We start from the raw sequence: 18,339 nt of genomic DNA on the forward strand, positions 1-18,339 counted from the left end.
CCAGTGCTATTTTCCATTTAAGTGTTGGCAAGAAGGGAGAGGAATGGACATCATGAATGAAATAAAAACACAAGAGAAGGACACATTCCGGTCTCTTCACTTTAGTATTTTCGGTGCAGGATCAATTGCCGAAGCGATTGTGAGAGGAGTACTTGCGAAGCAGCTGACTGAGCCTTCGCAAATCTCCATGATCAATCGCAGCAATAACGAACGGCTTCTGCAGTTGAAGCGAAAGTATGGCGTCACGATAGAGCTCTCATCAGAAGGCAAACAGCAGCTCTTGCAGGAAGCAGATGTCATTGTATTGTGCATGAAGCCGAAGGATGCCGCAGGAGCACTTCATGAGTTGAAGCCGCTTCTCCGTTCCGGAACGCTTATCATTTCTGTGATTGCTGGTCTATCGCTTCATGCCATTGAGCATATTCTTGGTCCAGTTGCCGCTGTTCGCACCATGCCGAACACATCGAGCACGATTGGTCTCGGTGCGACTGCAATCTGCTGTTCGGATGCGGTCAATGACACACAGCGCGCCATCGCGATGGCGATGTTCGAAGCAGTCGGCATCGCAGTTGAAGTTGAAGAGCAGTACATGAATATCGTGACCGGATTATCTGGCAGCGGCCCTGCTTATTTGTACTACGTCATGGAAGCGATGATACAAGCAGCTGTAGATGGGGGACTTACAAAAGAGGATGCGCGGGATTTAACCGTCCAGACTGTTCTAGGTGCGGCTGAAATGGTACGGCTAACGCAGGAAGAACCTGCTGAGCTGCGCCGCAAGGTGACCTCCCCTGGCGGCACGACACAAGCTGCAATAGACGTCATGAATACCCATCATGTAGGCAGAACCATCGTTTCTGCTGTGCACCGCGCTGCAGAACGATCTCAGGAAATGGAACACCAAATTGGGAGGGAAATCGAATGAAAGATCACTGCGTCGCCACCTATCGGCTGTTCGATGATCGTGCAGACTTTCATAAGAAGGCCGAAGGAATTGCCGTTGGATTGACGGTCGGGAGCTGGACCGAGCTCCCTGAGGCGAGAAAGGCCGAGATGTCGAAGCATCTCGGCAAGGTAATCTCGATTGAGGAACATCCATCAGATGTTCTTGGGGAACGCTACGCGGATATTGCAATTGCTTATCCGGACATTAACTTTAGCCCTGACATTCCTGCCCTGCTCGTTACAGCCTTCGGCAAGCTGTCCATGGATGGTCGGATTAAACTTCTGGATATTGATTTTTCCGATGCATTTACAGCTTCATTTCAAGGACCTAAGTATGGAATCGATGGAGTTCGCGAACTGCTGGGCGTCCATGACCGCCCACTGTTAATGAGCATTTTCAAGTCTGTCATCGGTCATGATCTAGCAGCTTTGAAGGAGCAGTTCTACCAGCAAGCACTTGGCGGAGTTGATTTGATCAAGGATGACGAGATTTTATTTGAAAATCCCCTCACACCGATCGACATGCGTGTCCGCGCATGTATGGAAGCTGCCGCTCGTGCCGAACAAGTGACAGGCAAGAAATTGCTATATGCCGTAAACTTAACAGGGTCTACGTTCTCCCTTCGTGAACAAGCACTCCGTGCAATCGAAGCTGGAGCAAATGCCCTGCTCTTCAACGTATTAAGCTACGGGTACGATGTCCTGCATGGATTGAGCCAAGATCCTGATATTACCGTTCCAATCGCCGCTCATCCTGCACTTGCCGGTGCCTACTACCCAGCGAGGGAGCATGGAATTGCCGCCCCACTTCTGCTTGGCAAGCTCATGCGATTAGCTGGTGCCGATCTCGTTCTCTTCCCTTCTCCATATGGTTCGGTCACAATGCCGAAGGAAGAGACACAAGGGATCCGCCACGCTCTGACCAGTGTAAATGATTCATTTGGAGCGATACATAAGAGAAGCTTCCCTGTGCCATCCGCAGGTATACATCCTGGCTTGGTTCCGCTCATTCTTCAAGATTTCGGCAACGATGTTGTCGTCAATGCAGGAGGCGGTATTCACGGCCATCCAATGGGAACAGCTGCAGGCGGGCATGCGTTTGTCGATGCCATTGATGCCATCTTGAAGGGTGACACCTTAGAAGCACGAGCTGCTATTTCTGCACCATTGGCTGCCGCAATTGGATTGTGGGGTGTGAAGAAGTGAGCATCGAGAAGAAGCTTCGAGTTGTCTTTTGTGATTTCGACGGAACGATAACTGAAAATGATAACATCGTGTCGATTATTAGACATTTCGAACCGCCTGGATGGGACAAAATCGTGCAGGACGTCATCCATGAACGCAAGTCGATTCGTCAAGGGGTCGGGGAAATGTTCGCCTTGCTCCCTTCTTCATTGCAAGAAGAGGTTGTTCAATACGCCGTAACACAGGCACGTATTCGCCCTGGTTTCGAGCAATTTGTTCAGTTCTGCCAAGCAGAAGGGATCGAATTATATATTACAAGCGGCGGCATCGATTTCTTCGTGTATCCGCTGCTGAAGCCTTATCAAATATCTATCGATCACATCTATTGCAATGGCAGTGACTTTCGTGGTGATAAGATTCAGATTACATGGCCGCATTATTGTCAGCCGCCATGTACGAATGATTGCGGGATGTGCAAAACAACTATCGTGCGCCGCTTCCCTAAGGATCAGTATGAGCGTATTGTCATTGGCGACAGCGTCACTGATTTTACTGCAGCCAAGCTAGCTGATTTCGTGTTTGCCAGAGCGCAATTAATCGAACGATGCGATGAGCTTCAGCTCCCATATGCGCCGTTCCAGACGTTTTATGATATTATTGAACATTTGAGTCATTCCAATACACATATAACGCATCCGTAGATCGGATGATGAAGTGGATGAAGTGAAGGGAGCCAACCTATAGAATGAATACGCATACGCTCACTTTAGAGCAGAAGCAGCGAGCACTTGCAGAGCTGCGAACAATCAAAGAGCAATTTGCCAGCCGCCACTGGTTCCCAGGAACAAGCGGTAACCTCTCCGTTCGTGTTGGTGACATCCAGCAAGAACACTTCCAATTTGCCATCACAGCCAGCGGCAAAGACAAATCGATCCATACTCCCGAAGATTTCCTGTTCGTCGATGAGAATGGCCGTGCAACGGAAGCCACTCATCTCAAGCCTAGTGCCGAGACCTTAATTCATTGTGAAATCTATCGACTCACTGGATGTGGTGCCATCTTCCACATACATACGGTATTCAACACGATCGTATCTGATTTATATGGAGATCGTGGTGCTGTACCCGTCGAAGGCGTGGAATTAATTAAAGCGTTTAATATTTGGGAGGAAGACGCAAAAATTCACATCCCTGTTGTACCTAACTACGCTGATATCCCCCGTATCGTACCCTGTGTTACAGCGTCTCTTGACCCCCGTATTCCGGGTATTCTGCTGCGGAAGCACGGTATATATGCTTGGGGTGCCAATGCCTTTGAAGCCAAACGTCATCTGGAGGCATTCGAATTTTTGTTCGAATATGTATACCGCAAACAAGCACTTCATCAATAAATTCTAGCTATTGTTCCATAAAACTGATAAGGCCCTCAGTCACAATAGACAGAGGGCTTTATAATTCATGTGTAGGAATGACATCATTTATACGCAAGGAAACCACATATCCCAATAAGGTTGATACGTTGGAAATAAATCCAGCGTATCTGGTTGATAACTACGATAATGACGCATGTAGCCCGCTAAATATGAAAAGGATGAGGAATGTGGTCCAATAAAATAAGGAGCATGAATACATACAAGCCAATCGACCAGCGCTTGTTCCTCTAGACATAAGGAATCAAATTTCTGCTTCAGTTTTGGGCTTCCTTCTAACACTATTTTTTTATTATAAATCATAATATCCCCGTTTTTTTCCTGTATCCCTTTTGCGATCGCTGCATACTCTTCATCCAATAAACCGGATGCTAAATATATGGCTGATACCTTTTGCTTAGCCTCCATACAAGCATAAATACAGTGAAGCTGACTTTCCGCATAATGTTCTAGCCCCATACTTTTTATATCGGAAATTAGCAATAAATCTTTTTCAATTCTTAGATGAGCCGCTATCCACTGATGCTTCTCGGACATAGAAGCGATAATGAAATTAGATAATTCTACGATGTGCTTAGCGAAAGGAAAGGCATTGGCAATGAACAATCCGCTATTTTTATTTTCGATTGCTGACATCTGCCGGATCGGATACCTTTTACAGTTAACCGCTTGATTACGTACTTCTGCTTGTACTTCTTCAGCACGTTTCACATCAATCTGTCGACTTGACAGTAATTGCTGCAACGCATGTACATCAACGAAGCAATCGATTGCTATGCTTCGAAAATACGGAGTAACATCAAAATCAACCGAGGTTCTCGTTTGAACATTTTGTAAAAGGATTCCTGCAGGAGAGCCCTCGCTCGCATGATATAACGCTTCACCAACGGCACGAAAAACGGACATTAACTGATTGCAAAGTCCTTCTGATCCTTCTGCACTATTTTGAAAATAAATCATGCGTTGTTCCTCCATAGCGATCTAACAAAACTCACATATAAGCTGAATGAGAGCTCCAGATTGAATATATCGTCGTTTCGAATAACTAAAGGAAAGTCAACAAATAAAGGTAAAGATCCAGATAAGAACAATATATGTAGAGGCTATATCAAATGAGAAGTAAAAGGCGGAGATTTTTTAAACATTTCCATATCAAGGTCAATATCAAGCTATCCGTGTTCGTCCATTGATACATGATCGTAGAACCAGAACCGAATAAGATTATTATCTGAGATTGCCGCCGAAACACCATTACAGCCTCTCTGCAGCAACCTCAAAATTATTTTCCCATGCAAACTTACAGGAGCTCATACCTCATCTTCCACTAGAACGGAATTTCTGTGTATAAGCCTTCGCATCTTCAATCGAGCGAACGCGGTTGCGGCTCCATTCCAGCAGGATGCGATCCACATAGCGGAAGTGCACCTTGCCTGCAAAGACGGCTTCCTTCAACGCCAATAAGATCAGTTCCTCTGGATAGTGATCCTGATCAATCCACCCAGCTATCGTCTCACATTCCATTGGTGAAAGAGGACGACCGAATTCCTTCTCGAATATATTGAACAGATTCGGCTGATCCGAATCCGTTAAGGCAGATGATTGTCTGAGTCGCTGACGTTCCGTTCGTATCTCTTCCGTCAGGAGCACAGCCATTTTCTCCCATAATCCAGTCAGATTATAACGCTCATATTGAATATCCGTAGCCGCATCGATCTCCTCATCAATGCTGATAAAGCCATCTTTCAACAGGCGCTGAAGTGATTTGATCACAAGTTCTGGAGCTGTTCCCATTCGTTCCTGCAGCTCATCAATCGTCGGAAAGTCCTTCATTTCCTGCTGCTTAAAGCCTATAAGCTGAATGAGCAGCATAGCCTCCGTATCGTTCAGCTTCAACTGTCGATAACAGCGCAGCAGATGGTACGGCACACTGATGCTGCCTGATTGCATGCCTAGCGCCATCCCTTTAGCAAAGGTGCGAAAAGCGTCTCCACTCATACAATAAATCCCCTCTCCGCTTCACTACCCCTCTATTGTCTCATACGAACGGCTATTTGATAAGCACTAAATTGGCAACGTTTTCAAACAGTAGAAATAGGGCTTTGTCACTAGTGAAAAAAACGCCCCGCATCGCTGTTGCGATACGGGACGATCTTCATAAACTGTAAATCCAAGCAATATGCTTATGGGTACAAGCGATACAGCAAGCGAGGGAACGGAATTGTCTCACGGACATGATCCAACCCACAGATCCAAGCTACTGTACGTTCCAACCCGAGTCCAAATCCGGAATGTGGAACTGTACCGTATTTGCGCAAGTCCATATACCATTGGTACGCTTCTGGAGACAGTTCATGCTCCTTGAAGCGCTCTTCCATTAAGGCAGGATCATCAATACGCTGAGATCCACCAATGATCTCTCCGTAACCTTCTGGAGCGATCATATCCGCACACAGAACAACTTCTGGACGGTTCGGATCCGGTTTCATGTAGAACGCCTTGATGTTCGTTGGATAATGCGTGATGAATACAGGCGTCTCATACTTCTCAGCGATTGCCGTTTCATGCGGTGCACCGAAGTCCTCACCCCAAGGAATATCGTATCCTTGCTCTTGCAAGAATTTGATTGCTTCATCATACGTAATGCGTGGGAATGGCGCTACACATTTCTCCAGCTTGGAAGTGTCGCGGCCAAGCGTCTCCAGCTCTGGACGGCAGTTCTCCAGCACAGATTGTACGATATGCGATACGAATTGCTCCTGTACCTTCAGGTTCTGTTCATGATCGACGAACGCCATTTCCGGCTCGATCATCCAGAACTCGATCAGGTGACGGCGCGTCTTCGACTTCTCAGCACGGAACGTCGGTCCGAACGAGTATACCTTACCGAGTGCCATAGCAGCAGCTTCCATGTACAACTGACCACTCTGTGTCAAGAATGCATCTTCTTCGAAGTATTTGGTATGGAACAACTCTGTCGTCCCTTCACAAGAAGAAGGCGTCAGGATCGGAGGATCCACCAGTGTGAAGCCCTTCTCATCGAAGAATTGCTGTACCGCGCGAATGATTTCTCCACGGATCGTCAAGATGGCATGCTGCTTCGGTGCACGCAGCCACAAATGACGGTGATCCATCAAGAAATCAACACCGTGTTCCTTCGGTGTAATTGGATAATTCTCTGTAATCTGAATGATTTCCACATTCGTTACAGTCATTTCAAAACCGGACTTGGAACGTGGCTCTTCACGAACTGTCCCGGTTACATACAAGGAGCTCTCTTGTGTTAAGCTCTTCGCCGCTTCCCAGACTTCCTCCGGCACTTCACTTTTCACTACAACACCCTGGATGAATCCAGTACCGTCACGCAGCTGCAGGAATTGAATCTTGCCACTGGAACGCTTGTTGTGCAGCCAGCACCCCATGCGGACTTCTTCGCCCACATGACGGCTAACTTCGCGGATGACACAAGTCGTCGTCATCGATCGCTCTCTCCCTTACGCATTAATTATTTCGATCTTGTACAAGGCGGTAAGTATCCCGTGCAATCATAAGCTCCTCGTTCGTAGGAACGACAAGAACTTGAACCTTGGAATTCGGAGTCGAAATGAGACGCGGCTCTTTCGAACGAATCTTATTCAGCTCCGGATCAATTTCAACGCCCAAGAACGTCAGCTTCTCGCATGTTGCTTCACGGATTACGATGGAGTTCTCACCCACACCTGCCGTAAATACGATCACATCTACGCCGTCCATCGCTGCAGCATATGAACCGATGTACTTGCGCAGGCGATATACATACATTTCGAATGCCAAAGTAGCATTTGGTTCGCCCTCAGCCATTGCATCCGTAATTTCACGCATGTCGCTGGACAAGCCAGAGATTGCAAGCAAGCCGCTATGCTTGTTCAACATGGAGTTGACTTCGTTGACCGTCAAGTCTTCCTTCATCATTGTGAATGGTACGACAGCTGGATCCAAGTCACCGCTGCGCGTACCCATCATCAATCCTTCAAGCGGAGTCATCCCCATCGAAGTATCGATCGATTTGCCGCCTTCAACCGCTGTCAAGCTGCCGCCATTACCGATATGGCAAGTAATGATCTTCAAGTCTTCGAGCGGGCGTCCAACAACTTCAGCCGCACGTTGGCTTACATAGTTGTGGGAAGTCCCGTGGAAGCCGTAGCGACGAACTTTGTGCTTCTTATAGAGCACCTTCGGGATCGCGTACATGTATGCCTTCTGAGGCATCGTTTGATGGAAAGCAGTATCGAATACAACTGCTTGCGGTACGTCCGGCAAGTTCGTTTCTACTGCCTTAATTCCCATCATGTGAGCAGGGTTATGCAGTGGAGCCAAATCGAACAGACGACGGATTTCCGCTTTGACTTCGGAGTCAACCAATACGGAATTGCTGAACGATTCACCGCCGTGAACGACACGGTGTCCAACAGCTTCAATCTCATTGATCGTCTTAACTACGCCAACCTTAGCATCTGTCAGCTTGTCCAATACTTTACGAATCGCAATCGTATGGTCAAGAATTTCGCTTACTTCTGTAATTTCATCCGTGTGATGCGGTTCGTGAATGAGAATGGAGGAATCCATTCCGATACGTTCTACACGGCCTGCTGCCAGTACCGATTCGTCCTGCATATCATACAGCTGATATTTAAGTGAGGAGCTGCCTGCATTGATTACGAGTATTTTCATAGTCTATCCCCATCCTTATCATACTTGAAAAATCCGACGCCCGATTTCACGCCGAGGTGGCCTGCGCGCACCATTTTTTTCAGCAATACGGACGGACGATATTTAATATCGCCGAACTCGCGGAACATACGCTCCAACGCTGCAAGTATGGAATCCAAGCCGAAACGGTCAGCCATTTCAAGCGGCCCGTATTGGAAATTATATCCGATTCTCATCGCGCTGTCGATATCTTCTGCAGAAGCGACGCCTTCTTGCAATTCATGCAATGCCTCATTGATAAGAAGGCAGATCATGCGTGAAGTCACAAAGCCTGGCGACTCATATACCATGATGCCTTTCTTTTGCACAACTTCTTCAACGAAACGTTTTGTTTCATTGAAAGTAGTGTCAGAAGTTTTCAACCCGCGGATAATTTCCACGAGATCGACTTTGGAGACCGGATGAATAAAGTGCATGCCAATAACACGCTCAGGATACTTCGTTGAGCTTGCCATTTCTGTCAAGGACAGTGTTGATGTGTTGCTCGCCAAGATAATGCTGCTTGGACATACGCGATCCAGTTCAGCGAAGACCAATTTCTTCGCTTCCAGATCTTCAGATATTGTTTCAATTACCATATCGCATGCACTTAGTTCCGCCAGATGCGTCACTTTATGTATGCGCGAAAGAATTAATTTTTTTTCGGCCTGTGTGATTGCCCATTTTTCAAGCTGCTTATCCAGGCTCGTTTCAATCATTTCATACGCGTGGTCCAGCTTCTCCGGCGATTGCTCCACCAACAGCACGTCCAAGCCTTTGACAGCAAGCATTTCTGCAATGCCTTGGCCCATTGTACCGCCGCCGATGACGCCGATCTTTTTGAAAAACATGGTTTCTTCCACCTTTCTTGTTGCTATGCTCTGCATAGTGTACCCGAGATGATGGTTTCGTTATCAGTGCATAGGTACCTCACCTTATCTTATCATGAATATGAGAGCAAAAAAGAAAAACCAGCGTGAAATCACGCTGGTAATTGTTTCTTGTCACATAACAGACACCGGAACGTATCTCCGTTCACCAATTCCTCTTCCAACAGACGCTGCAAACATCGCTCAAAAGCATCTCGGTGCTGTTCCAACAATTCACGCGTTCGATAGGTCAAATCTACCATAATCGTCTGCGTTTCTTTTGTCAAGACATCTGGTGAGAGATGTTTCAAACGTACAATGCCGAGATCCGTCAATCCTGCATTCACCATCGTCTCTACAATGTTGAGTGCTTGATCGAAGTCCCCCTGTGAGCCCGTACTACGGTTGCCGTAGAACAACTCCTCTGCTACCGATCCGCCCAGCGCAATGATGATTTGCTCCTCAAGAAATGGCTTTGTATACAGGTAGCGATCTCCCTGTGGTTGATGTCGAACATAGCCTAATGCTTGGCCGCGAGGGCTTAACGCAACTTGAGATACGCTTCCCGGTCGGACAAGCTCTGCGGCTATCGCATGTCCAAGTTCATGAATCGCCACCCGGCGTCGTTCTTCCTCATTCGTCTCTCGATCACTCTTCTCTCCCATTAACGTCTTATCAATCGCAAGCGAGAGATGCTCCATCGTAATCGCCTCTTGCTCCTGACGCATTGCATAAATAGCCGCCTCATTCAGGACGCTCTCTAATTGAGCGCCTGAGAAGCCGAACGTTTCTTCTGCGATTTGCTCCAGACTTACTTCTTCCGCCAGTGGCTTATTCGTAGCATGCAGCTCCAAAATATGCTTGCGTCCCTTCTTATCCGGCATATCTACTTGGATATGACGATCAAAACGGCCTGGGCGCAGCAATGCACTGTCCAGCATCTCTTTACGGTTTGTGGCGGCCATTACCAGAATACGCGGTGACTCATCTGCGTACAGTCCATCCATCTCCGTCAACAGCTGGTTGAGCGTTTGATCATACTCTTTTTGTTGCCCACCTTCACGCTTGCCGCCGATCACATCAATTTCATCAATGAAGATAACTGCATTTTGTTTTTTCTCTTTCTCTGCACGCTGTCTTGCTTCCTTGAACAGCTCTCGTACACGTCCCGCTCCGACACCGACATACATCTCAACAAACTCACTGCCTGAGACACCAATAAATATCGCGTCTGCATAATGAGCAGATGCTTTCGCCATTAATGTTTTCCCCGTCCCTGGGGGGCCTGTTAACAATATCCCTTTCATAGGACGAATACCGAATTTACGAATGTCATCTGGCCGTACCAGAAAATCAAGAGCTTCAATCAATTCATTCTTGGCTCTATCCTGCCCGCCAATACGCTCGAAGCTCATTTCACTAATCTGATTATTGCCTGACTTCACACGCCCTGACGAACGCGCCAAGCCAGCTTGTCCTCTGCGATTTACAAACAGCAGAAGAGCACTGATCGCGGCAACTGCCGCGATGACCGGCCATATATTAACTCCAAGATAACTGACAAATAATATCGCTGGGATTACGATCCCTAATGCCAATTCCCAACTACGAACGGATTGCCGTTGCTTTTTCATTAGGCCATACCCCCACAGGCGATGCTTGCAAAGGAAGCAATACGGTCTTGCTTCCTTTCTCATCCTTGAGTTGAATATACACATATCGTGAATCCATTTCCGTTTGGATCTGAATACCTGGATTTTGCTGCTGCAGTTCCTTCAACCTAACAGGAATATCGCTGTATTTCTGATGTACCATTGCATCTGCAATGTCGAACATTGCACGTGACCATAACTTATCGATAAGCGGCGTGCTCTCATCATTCAAGTATTCCAATTGTACTTTTTTCCCGCTCGAATTCTGTTGCAGCTCGTCCGACACTCTTTCAATCAGGGTGCTAATATTGGTGCCATCCTTGCTCTTCAGCTTCACTTGCAGCGCATCAGGATACCATTGAACATCATACTGCGTAATTTCAGCATGCTGCTTCAATACTCGTTCCACAGGCTGCTTCACGAAATTACGTTCATACAGTGTCCAACCTCCAAATAGTGCAACAGCTGTCGTGACCATAATGAGCAAAGTAGGCATGATTCGAATCTTTTTCGCCATGCTGAAACCTCCTGTTGCAAATATATATATCAATACCCCTAGTAATCTCTTTCTGATATATCAAGAGTATATCACATATGTTACTTCAACTATGGATGTAATGTGTACCATGATTGCCATCGAAATGGAGCTGCTACAATACAAAAAGCGCTGCTGCTTCGCATAGCGTACAATATGTACGTCATATGCAAAGCAGCAGCGCTGCAAAATCGCCTATTACTCGTTATTGGCTAACATTGAATACGTTATTTATTAGGCAGCGTATAGACATCCCCTATTGAGGAACCATTCGCAAATGAATAGAAATGATAGAAGTAATGAACAACCCCTTGTTCATCCTTGCGTTTGACCAATGCCTGCCATACATATTGATCATCCTTAAATGCTGGCGTAATGCGGATTACATCCGCATCCGGATATTGGGCTTCTATCTGGGCTTGAATCGTCTCTTTAGAGGTTGATTCCGCCATAGGAGTTACCTTATCAGGGAGTACCCACACGGTCTGCTCCTTACCATGTTCGTCAGTTCCCCGCACCATGTATACGACTTGATCCCATACACCCTTCTCCACTTCTGTCACATTTACGAGCTTCACTGCTTCATTCGCCCGCTTTATTATTTCCGCTTCCTTGACCCGTTCGTCCTTATTGATGTATTGCACATACTGATAAGTGGCGAAGAACAATCCGACTAGAAATAAGAGAACGAGTACCGGAATCAACCACTTCCAATGCGACCTCCGGCGTACGCGTCTTCTCTGCATGAATTCTCCTCCTGCCTATCTTGCCAGCAAGCCATCAAAGCATTGCTGCGCCTCGCGAAGGATTCGTTCTTCATCCATCGTCAAACATTCCCCATTCTTCACAACCTGCTTGCCGTCAACCCATACATGCTTGACATCTTTCGCAGACGCTGAATATACCATGTGGGATACCAAGTCGGTATGTGGCAGGAAATGAGGCTGATCAATATCTACCGCAACGAAGTCAGCCTTCATGCCTACTTCAAGCGCTCCAATATCGTCAAGACGAATGGTCTGCGCGCCATAGATCGTACCCATGCGCAGCGCCTCTGCAGCAGGAACCGCAGTTGGATCGCCGGACACCCCTTTATGAATCAAGGCCGTAAGGCGAATTTCTTCGAACATATCCAGATTGTTGTTGCTTGCTGCACCATCCGTACCCAAGGATACAACAACACCCGCACGCAGCATCTCAGGAACACGAGCGACACCGCTCGCCAGCTTAAGGTTGCTTCCTGGATTGTGGGACACCGCAACTTGATACTTCGCAAGCGTCTCAATCTCTTCGTCCGTCAAATGAACAGCATGCGCAACGAAGGAAGGACGGGAGAAGAATCCGAGCTTCTCCAAATGCGCAACCGGACGCAGTCCATAATCCTTCACATTCTGTTCAACTTCTGCCTTTGTCTCTGACATATGCGTGTGCAATGGCAAATCCAGATCATGAGCAGCCTGTACGAAGCTCTCAATAAAGGCTGGAGGACAAGTATACGGAGCATGCGGCGCCATAATCGTACGAATGCGGCCATCTGCCTTCCCATTCCAATCCTTCGCGAATTGAATCGCCTCATTCAGCTTCTCGCGCTGTACATCCTCTGGGCATAAGCCAATCGCACCGCGCATAAGCGATGCACGGATACCGGATTGCTCACATACCTTCGCTACTTCGTCCATGTAGTCATACATATCTACGAAGGTTGTTGTACCGCCCTTCAGCATTTCGATCACAGACAGAGCTGTTCCCCAATAGACATCATTGGCCGTGAACTTGCCTTCCATTGGCCACATTTTCTCCTGCAGCCATGTCTGAAGCGCCAAGTCATCCCCATACCCACGAAGCAGAGACATTGCAGCATGCCCGTGTGTATTAACAAGGCCTGGAATGAAAAATAGACCTTTGCCATCGATGATTTCAGCATCAGCTGCTGCATATTGCTCAGGCAGCTCCGATCCAATATGAACGATGCGATCATTCTCAACAACCATGAACCCATGGAATGAGGACTGCTTCGCAGTTGGAGACAAATCGGCGAACATGCCATTTTTAATAATGATTCGGTGTGTCATTCGGCGGGTACTTCCTTTCCATTATCAGATAAATAATAGGCCAAACTGAACAAATCCGTTGTAAAATCGGCAGTATGCACACGGATATTCGAAGGAACCCTCAAAATGACAGGCGCAAAGTTCAAGATCGCTTCTACTCCCGCCTCTACAAATTGATCAGCTACATACTGAGCTTCTGTAGCAGGAACCGTGATAATCCCGATACGGATTTGCTTCTCGCGTACCGTCGTAATTAGGTCAGACATCGGCTGAACTTTCAGGTTATTTATCTCGGTATTGATTTTGGATTCCTGTGCATCGAACACTGCAACGATCTTCATATTATCTTTCAAGTATACGGTGTAGTTACAGAGTGCGTGACCTAATTTACCTGCACCGACCAATCCAACATGGATAACTTGATCCAGTTTCAAAATATGTCTGATTTGTTGAATCAAATACGATACATCATACCCAATGCCCTTGCGGCCGAAGTCGCCGAAATACGCTAGATCCTTCCGAATTTGCGCAGGATTCAAGTTCAGCTTCTGTCCCAAATCTTGAGAAGAAACTGTGAGCACTTCTCGCTGCTTCAATTCCAATAGATGGCGTAAATACACGGGTAATCGCCGAACGACAGCTTCTGATATCTTTAGTGCTTTCATTCTAACAAGCCCCTCTCATCGCTCTCCAATGCCTCTTTGATTATGGTCTAGCCACGTATCAATACGTGGTACAAGTTGTTCTGTTGCCATATGCTCCATTTTTGGGCCAGGCAGCGAGTAAAGAAAATGTTTGCCGTAGCTTGTCTCTATTACACGAGTGTCATAAATGATGACAATTCCCTTATCCTGCGTCGTACGCACAAGGCGGCCGAATCCTTGCTTGAAGCGAATTACAGCCTGTGGGACGGAATATTTGCGGAATGGATTCTGATTCATCCGCTTCAGCCGATCGCACTTCGCTTCCACGAGTGGATGATTCGGTGGCTGGAATGGCAGCCGTACAATCGCAAGACATGTCAACGCATCTCCTGGAATATCAACGCCTTCCCAGAAGCTGCTCGTTCCTAGCAGGACTGAATTCGGCTGATCTCGGAATCGGCGTGTCAGCTTGCTTCGGTTGCCGCTGTCAATCCCTTGTCCCAGCACTTGAATGCCATGCAGGCTAAGCGCCTCCTTCAGCGGTTCATACACATCCCGCAGCATGCGGTATGACGTGAATAAGACAAGCATACGTCCTTCTGTTACCTTGGCTACATCAGCCAAGGACTGCATCAGCGTCGAGTTAAACTTGGCATCTGATGCTCCCTTCACACTAGGGAAGTCACGCGGGATGACAACAAGTGCTTGTTCCCGGTAGTTGAACGGCGACGGAAGTATGACCGTATTTAGACGGCCATCCCGCTGCGCATCCTTCAAGCCAAGCTGTTCAGCTACGAATTGGAATGATTTATCAACGGACAATGTAGCCGAAGTTAAGATTACGCTCTTCTTCGGCTCGAAGAAGTATCGCTTCAGCGCTTCGCTTACATCGACAGGGACCGCATACATTTGCATTGATTTATGCTTGTATTGGAGATTGCCTTCCATCCAGTAGACGGTATCCGCATCCTTGCCTTGCATAAATTCACGGAATTCATCGCGAAGCTGCCCTATGTCCTTGAATAAACCTGTCACATCAGCCGTGACGCCCTGCACTTCATCATCATCATAATCCTTCCATTCATTGACGAGCTTCTCCCCCGAACGAACAATATCACTTAAACGCGTGTGAATATCGCCTTCGAGCTCCGATACGGAGCTCCATCCATCAGGACGATTGCCAGATGGCAGCCGGAGAACAGCTTGCCCGCCTTCCGCCTGCCCCGCTTCATTCATGGAAGGAAGCATTTGATAGAGTAGCTCATGCAGCCGATCCCATTGATCCTTAACATCGACAAGCTGTGTTAACAGCTTCTCGATCCCTTCAGCCCATACGAGCGCTTTTTCATTGCCTGACAAGCGAAGACGCAGCTGCAGCAATACAAGCGCACCATTCTTGCTGTCTTTGAACAATTGGGTCAGCGGATGAATGAGTGAAAAATATTGCAAGTGAATGCCTAAATGTTTGCCTGCCGTTTCTTCGAAGTGATGTGCTTCGTCTACGACAAGCTGCTCGTATGCGGGGAGCAAACGATGCTCCGCAATCACGTCCGTAAACAATAGGGAATGATTCGTTATAATAATGTCCGATAAATTCGCATCATTCTTCGCCCGGTGGTAGAAGCACCGACGGAACCAAGGACATGCGCGATTCAGACAGGAATCACTATCACTGGCAACGGTATCCCAGAAGTCTGCACCCTTATGAACGAAATGCAGTTCTTCGTCATCTCCATGCTCCGTCTGACTGAGCCACACCAACATTTGGGCAGCTGTCAAACTATCATCGCGTGCATGTACATACTCTCTATTACTTATTTTATGTTCAAATTTTCTCAAACACAAATAGTGACTGCGGCCTTTTAATACGGATGCCTTAAATGGAACCGGCACAATCTTCTCCAAGAGCGGCAAATCACGCTGTCTCAGTTGTTCTTGCAGATTGATTGTGTGTGTGCTAACAATCACTTTGCTCTCTTGAGAAACACTCTGATATATGGATGGCAGTAAGTACCCAAGCGACTTGCCGGTACCAGTACCTGCTTCGATTAGCAGGTGATGCTCTTGTTCGAAGCACTCCATCACTTCATTGAACATCTGCTCCTGCGATTCGCGCGGCTCATAATTATCCAAACGGCTTGCCAGATTCGTCTTAACCTGATCTAGGAACTGAGCGAAGGTCACTCCCTTAAGTGGGTTCTCTGCTGAAGAATCACGCGGCGCCTCCGTCTCTGTCCAATCCGTTTGCTTCAACGTCAATTGGCGGAACGGATAATACCCTTCTTCTTCTGTCCAATCAGACACCTCACGCTCCTGAAGCTTCTCTGCAAGCAGCCATTTCAAATCCCGCTCCTCTTGATCGCCAAACACATCAACGACGCGCTGTAGCGTCAATAACGGAAGCTGGTCAATCGCTTCTAAGCAGCGAATAAATATATCTGCTGTCGCCCTCGCATCACTGTCTGCTTGGTGCGGGCGATCATGAACAATCCCCATCTCATGTGACACAGAACCAAGCTGGAAGGAAGGCAGCGATGGAAAGAGGATGCGAAGCAGTTCAATTGTATCTAATATACGACCTGTGAACGGCAAATATCCTGTCTGTTCCAGCGCCCTGCATAGGAATTGATAATCGAAGGCCACATTATGGCCGACCAGTACGACATCCCCTAGCAAAGGGACAAGCCCCGTCATGGCATCATCAATATCCGGAGCATCCTTCACATCTTCCCCGGTAATGCCAGTGAGCTGCGATATAAATTCCGGTATGGGAACAGTTGGCCGCACAAGCGTATGATATTCGCGTTCTATCTTCAAATCATGGCCAAGAATAACCAAACCAATTTGAATTATTTCATCGTTCGGCTGACTGCCGGTCGTCTCAAAATCCAAAACAGCAAATCTCATCTCAATAGCTTTCCTCTCACAATTTCTGTTCTTAGCATAACAGATGTTCAGGCGTTTGGAAATGACTAGAGGGAAACATCTGTGCGTATTTTTTCCACACAGTCGTTCCCCTCCGATGTCATGAATCATTGATATTACATGCATGTTATTGGATATGCATCATGTGCTCGCCGCCGAGTTCAAAATGACCGCTTTTGGACTGGCATACCTTCAAATTCATAATCGGTTCCGGCAGAGCCGGATCCCATTCATGCGCCTTCAGGAAGCATGCTTCTGCCTGTGCAAACTGATGCTGCTTCGCATGAATGCAGCCAAGCGCATTGCAGGCAATGGCCTTCATGCTGTTGTTGTCAGTCAAAGGTATGATAAGTTGAAAATGATGTCCTGCTTCCTGACAATTCCCTAAATGCAAGTGCGACATCGCCAAATACGCGCGCACCTCGATATTCTCTGGCTGAATCTTAGCCGCCTGTTCCAAAAACATAACTGCTTCCTTATACATCATGAGCAAATAATACCCCTGACCCCGCTGATAGGGATCCCCATAGTCCGGAATAGCTATTTTGCTCTCCTTCACTGGGCATGGCTGTACGGGTACTGAGCTTCCCTTGCCTGCTTTGGGCCTTAACAATGACAGACGCTCTTCGAAGCGCAGCCATTCCTCCACAATATGGTCACTCATGGAGCGAAGCAGCGACACTTGATGATCGAGTTCCTGTTTTTGCTTTCCCTTCGCATGCGGGTATTGAGCAATCACTTCATCCAACAGTTCATTCATGGTCTCGAATACATGTTGCAGCACGATTCCATCCCACCTTCACAAGTGTTGCGTATCGTTGTCTTATCGGCTCACGTTCATTGTGTGTCTCACAGCTAAGTTTCATTCGGTGCTCCAACGATTCCCGTGCGCTGGCTTCCGTTGTCAGCGAAGCAGAGCAGCAATACGTCCTGCATGGTAGCGCAAGCAAGCAATTCGGCCATAATCATGCCCCTAATTGAAATGCATTAACGAATGGTTGAATGCTCTTCTGTTAGATTCATTACTTCAACAGGCTTGTTATCTCCATCAACAAAAACAATATTCGGCTTGTATTGACGTGCCTCTTCATTCGTCATGGATGCGTAAGAAATAATAATGACATTGTCCCCTGGTTGTACCAATCGAGCTGCCGCACCATTCAAGCAAATCACCCCTGAATGCTTAGGCCCTGGAATCACGTAAGTTTCTAAGCGAGCTCCATTATAATTGTTTACGATCTGAACTTTTTCATTCGCCCAAATATCAGCCAGCTCCATTAAATGCTCATCGATCGTAATACTGCCAACATAGTTCAGATTTGCTTCTGTCACCGTAGCACGGTGAATTTTGGATTTCATCATTTCGCGCATCATTTAGT

General features: G+C 47.2%; 17 protein-coding genes. 4 read left to right on the plus strand and 13 right to left on the minus strand.

The features are described 5' to 3' along the window. Positions 1 to 52: 52 nt before the first annotated feature. From proC to mtnB, 4 genes are read left to right on the plus strand one after another with little or no spacing between them, the layout of a single operon-like run. Positions 53 to 925 carry a pyrroline-5-carboxylate reductase gene (proC, locus tag BP95_RS0119945; RefSeq protein WP_051614162.1) on the plus strand — a complete coding sequence of 291 codons (873 nt, stop codon included), beginning with the start codon at positions 53 to 55 and terminating at the stop codon, positions 923 to 925. After that, positions 922 to 2,151 (plus strand): 2,3-diketo-5-methylthiopentyl-1-phosphate enolase, encoded by a 1,230-nt coding sequence (locus BP95_RS0119950; protein ID WP_021254637.1) that lies wholly within the window; start codon positions 922 to 924, stop codon positions 2,149 to 2,151. The genes proC and BP95_RS0119950 overlap by 4 nt, the downstream gene beginning before the upstream one ends. A gap of 2 nt (positions 2,152 to 2,153) precedes the next feature. After that, positions 2,154 to 2,831 (plus strand): 2-hydroxy-3-keto-5-methylthiopentenyl-1-phosphate phosphatase, encoded by a 678-nt coding sequence (locus BP95_RS0119955; protein ID WP_036667429.1) that lies wholly within the window; start codon positions 2,154 to 2,156, stop codon positions 2,829 to 2,831. Positions 2,832 to 2,875: 44 nt separating this feature from the next. Beyond that, positions 2,876 to 3,520, plus strand: a complete 645-nt coding sequence (mtnB, locus tag BP95_RS0119960) for a methylthioribulose 1-phosphate dehydratase (protein ID WP_021254639.1) — start codon at positions 2,876 to 2,878, stop codon at positions 3,518 to 3,520. Between the two features lie 87 nt (positions 3,521 to 3,607). Here the strand turns inward: mtnB and BP95_RS0119965 are convergent, their stop codons facing one another. From BP95_RS0119965 to panD, 13 genes are all read right to left on the minus strand, one after another. Continuing rightward, positions 3,608 to 4,519 (minus strand): O-fucosyltransferase family protein, encoded by a 912-nt coding sequence (locus BP95_RS0119965; RefSeq protein WP_021254640.1) that lies wholly within the window; start codon positions 4,517 to 4,519, stop codon positions 3,608 to 3,610. Positions 4,520 to 4,873: 354 nt separating this feature from the next. Then, complete coding sequence (locus BP95_RS0119970) at positions 4,874 to 5,554, minus strand: DnaD domain-containing protein (RefSeq protein WP_028533086.1); 681 nt, start codon at positions 5,552 to 5,554, stop codon at positions 4,874 to 4,876. Positions 5,555 to 5,739: 185 nt separating this feature from the next. Next, positions 5,740 to 7,035 (minus strand): asparagine--tRNA ligase, encoded by a 1,296-nt coding sequence (gene asnS / locus BP95_RS0119975; RefSeq protein WP_021254642.1) that lies wholly within the window; start codon positions 7,033 to 7,035, stop codon positions 5,740 to 5,742. A 22-nt stretch (positions 7,036 to 7,057) separates the two neighbouring features. Next, a complete protein-coding gene (locus BP95_RS0119980) occupies positions 7,058 to 8,266 on the minus strand; it encodes an acetate kinase (protein ID WP_021254643.1) in 1,209 nt (402 codons plus the stop codon). Next, positions 8,263 to 9,135, minus strand: a complete 873-nt coding sequence (locus BP95_RS0119985) for a 3-hydroxyacyl-CoA dehydrogenase family protein (RefSeq protein ID WP_021254644.1) — start codon at positions 9,133 to 9,135, stop codon at positions 8,263 to 8,265. The genes BP95_RS0119980 and BP95_RS0119985 overlap by 4 nt, the downstream gene beginning before the upstream one ends. A gap of 131 nt (positions 9,136 to 9,266) precedes the next feature. After that, positions 9,267 to 10,787, minus strand: coding sequence for an AAA family ATPase (locus BP95_RS0119990; protein ID WP_028533087.1), 1,521 nt, complete (start codon positions 10,785 to 10,787; stop codon positions 9,267 to 9,269). Further along, on the minus strand, positions 10,759 to 11,322 hold the full coding sequence (locus tag BP95_RS0119995) for a hypothetical protein (RefSeq protein WP_036667305.1): 564 nt from the start codon (positions 11,320 to 11,322) through the stop codon (positions 10,759 to 10,761). Before BP95_RS0119995 ends, BP95_RS0119990 begins: the two co-directional genes overlap by 29 nt. A 245-nt stretch (positions 11,323 to 11,567) precedes the next feature. Then, complete coding sequence (locus BP95_RS0120000) at positions 11,568 to 12,086, minus strand: hypothetical protein (protein WP_021254647.1); 519 nt, start codon at positions 12,084 to 12,086, stop codon at positions 11,568 to 11,570. Between the two features lie 15 nt (positions 12,087 to 12,101). Beyond that, positions 12,102 to 13,412, minus strand: coding sequence for an amidohydrolase (locus BP95_RS0120005; RefSeq protein ID WP_021254648.1), 1,311 nt, complete (start codon positions 13,410 to 13,412; stop codon positions 12,102 to 12,104). Further along, the gene (locus BP95_RS0120010) at positions 13,409 to 14,056 is read right to left on the minus strand and encodes a redox-sensing transcriptional repressor Rex (RefSeq protein WP_021254649.1); all 648 of its coding nucleotides are present in this window, start codon (positions 14,054 to 14,056) and stop codon (positions 13,409 to 13,411) included. Before BP95_RS0120010 ends, BP95_RS0120005 begins: the two co-directional genes overlap by 4 nt. 15 nt (positions 14,057 to 14,071) lie before the next feature. Further along, on the minus strand, positions 14,072 to 16,942 hold the full coding sequence (gene dinG / locus BP95_RS0120015) for an ATP-dependent DNA helicase DinG (protein WP_021254650.1): 2,871 nt from the start codon (positions 16,940 to 16,942) through the stop codon (positions 14,072 to 14,074). 145 nt (positions 16,943 to 17,087) lie between these two features. Continuing rightward, on the minus strand, positions 17,088 to 17,744 hold the full coding sequence (locus tag BP95_RS0120020) for a tetratricopeptide repeat protein (protein WP_021254651.1): 657 nt from the start codon (positions 17,742 to 17,744) through the stop codon (positions 17,088 to 17,090). Positions 17,745 to 17,947: 203 nt separating this feature from the next. After that, positions 17,948 to 18,334 (minus strand): aspartate 1-decarboxylase, encoded by a 387-nt coding sequence (gene panD / locus BP95_RS0120030; RefSeq protein WP_021254652.1) that lies wholly within the window; start codon positions 18,332 to 18,334, stop codon positions 17,948 to 17,950. Between the last annotated feature and the right edge of the window lie 5 nt (positions 18,335 to 18,339).

Source organism: Paenibacillus sp. UNC217MF (genome assembly GCF_000686865.1).
GTDB classification, from domain to species: domain Bacteria; phylum Bacillota; class Bacilli; order Paenibacillales; family Paenibacillaceae; genus Paenibacillus_B; species Paenibacillus_B suaedae.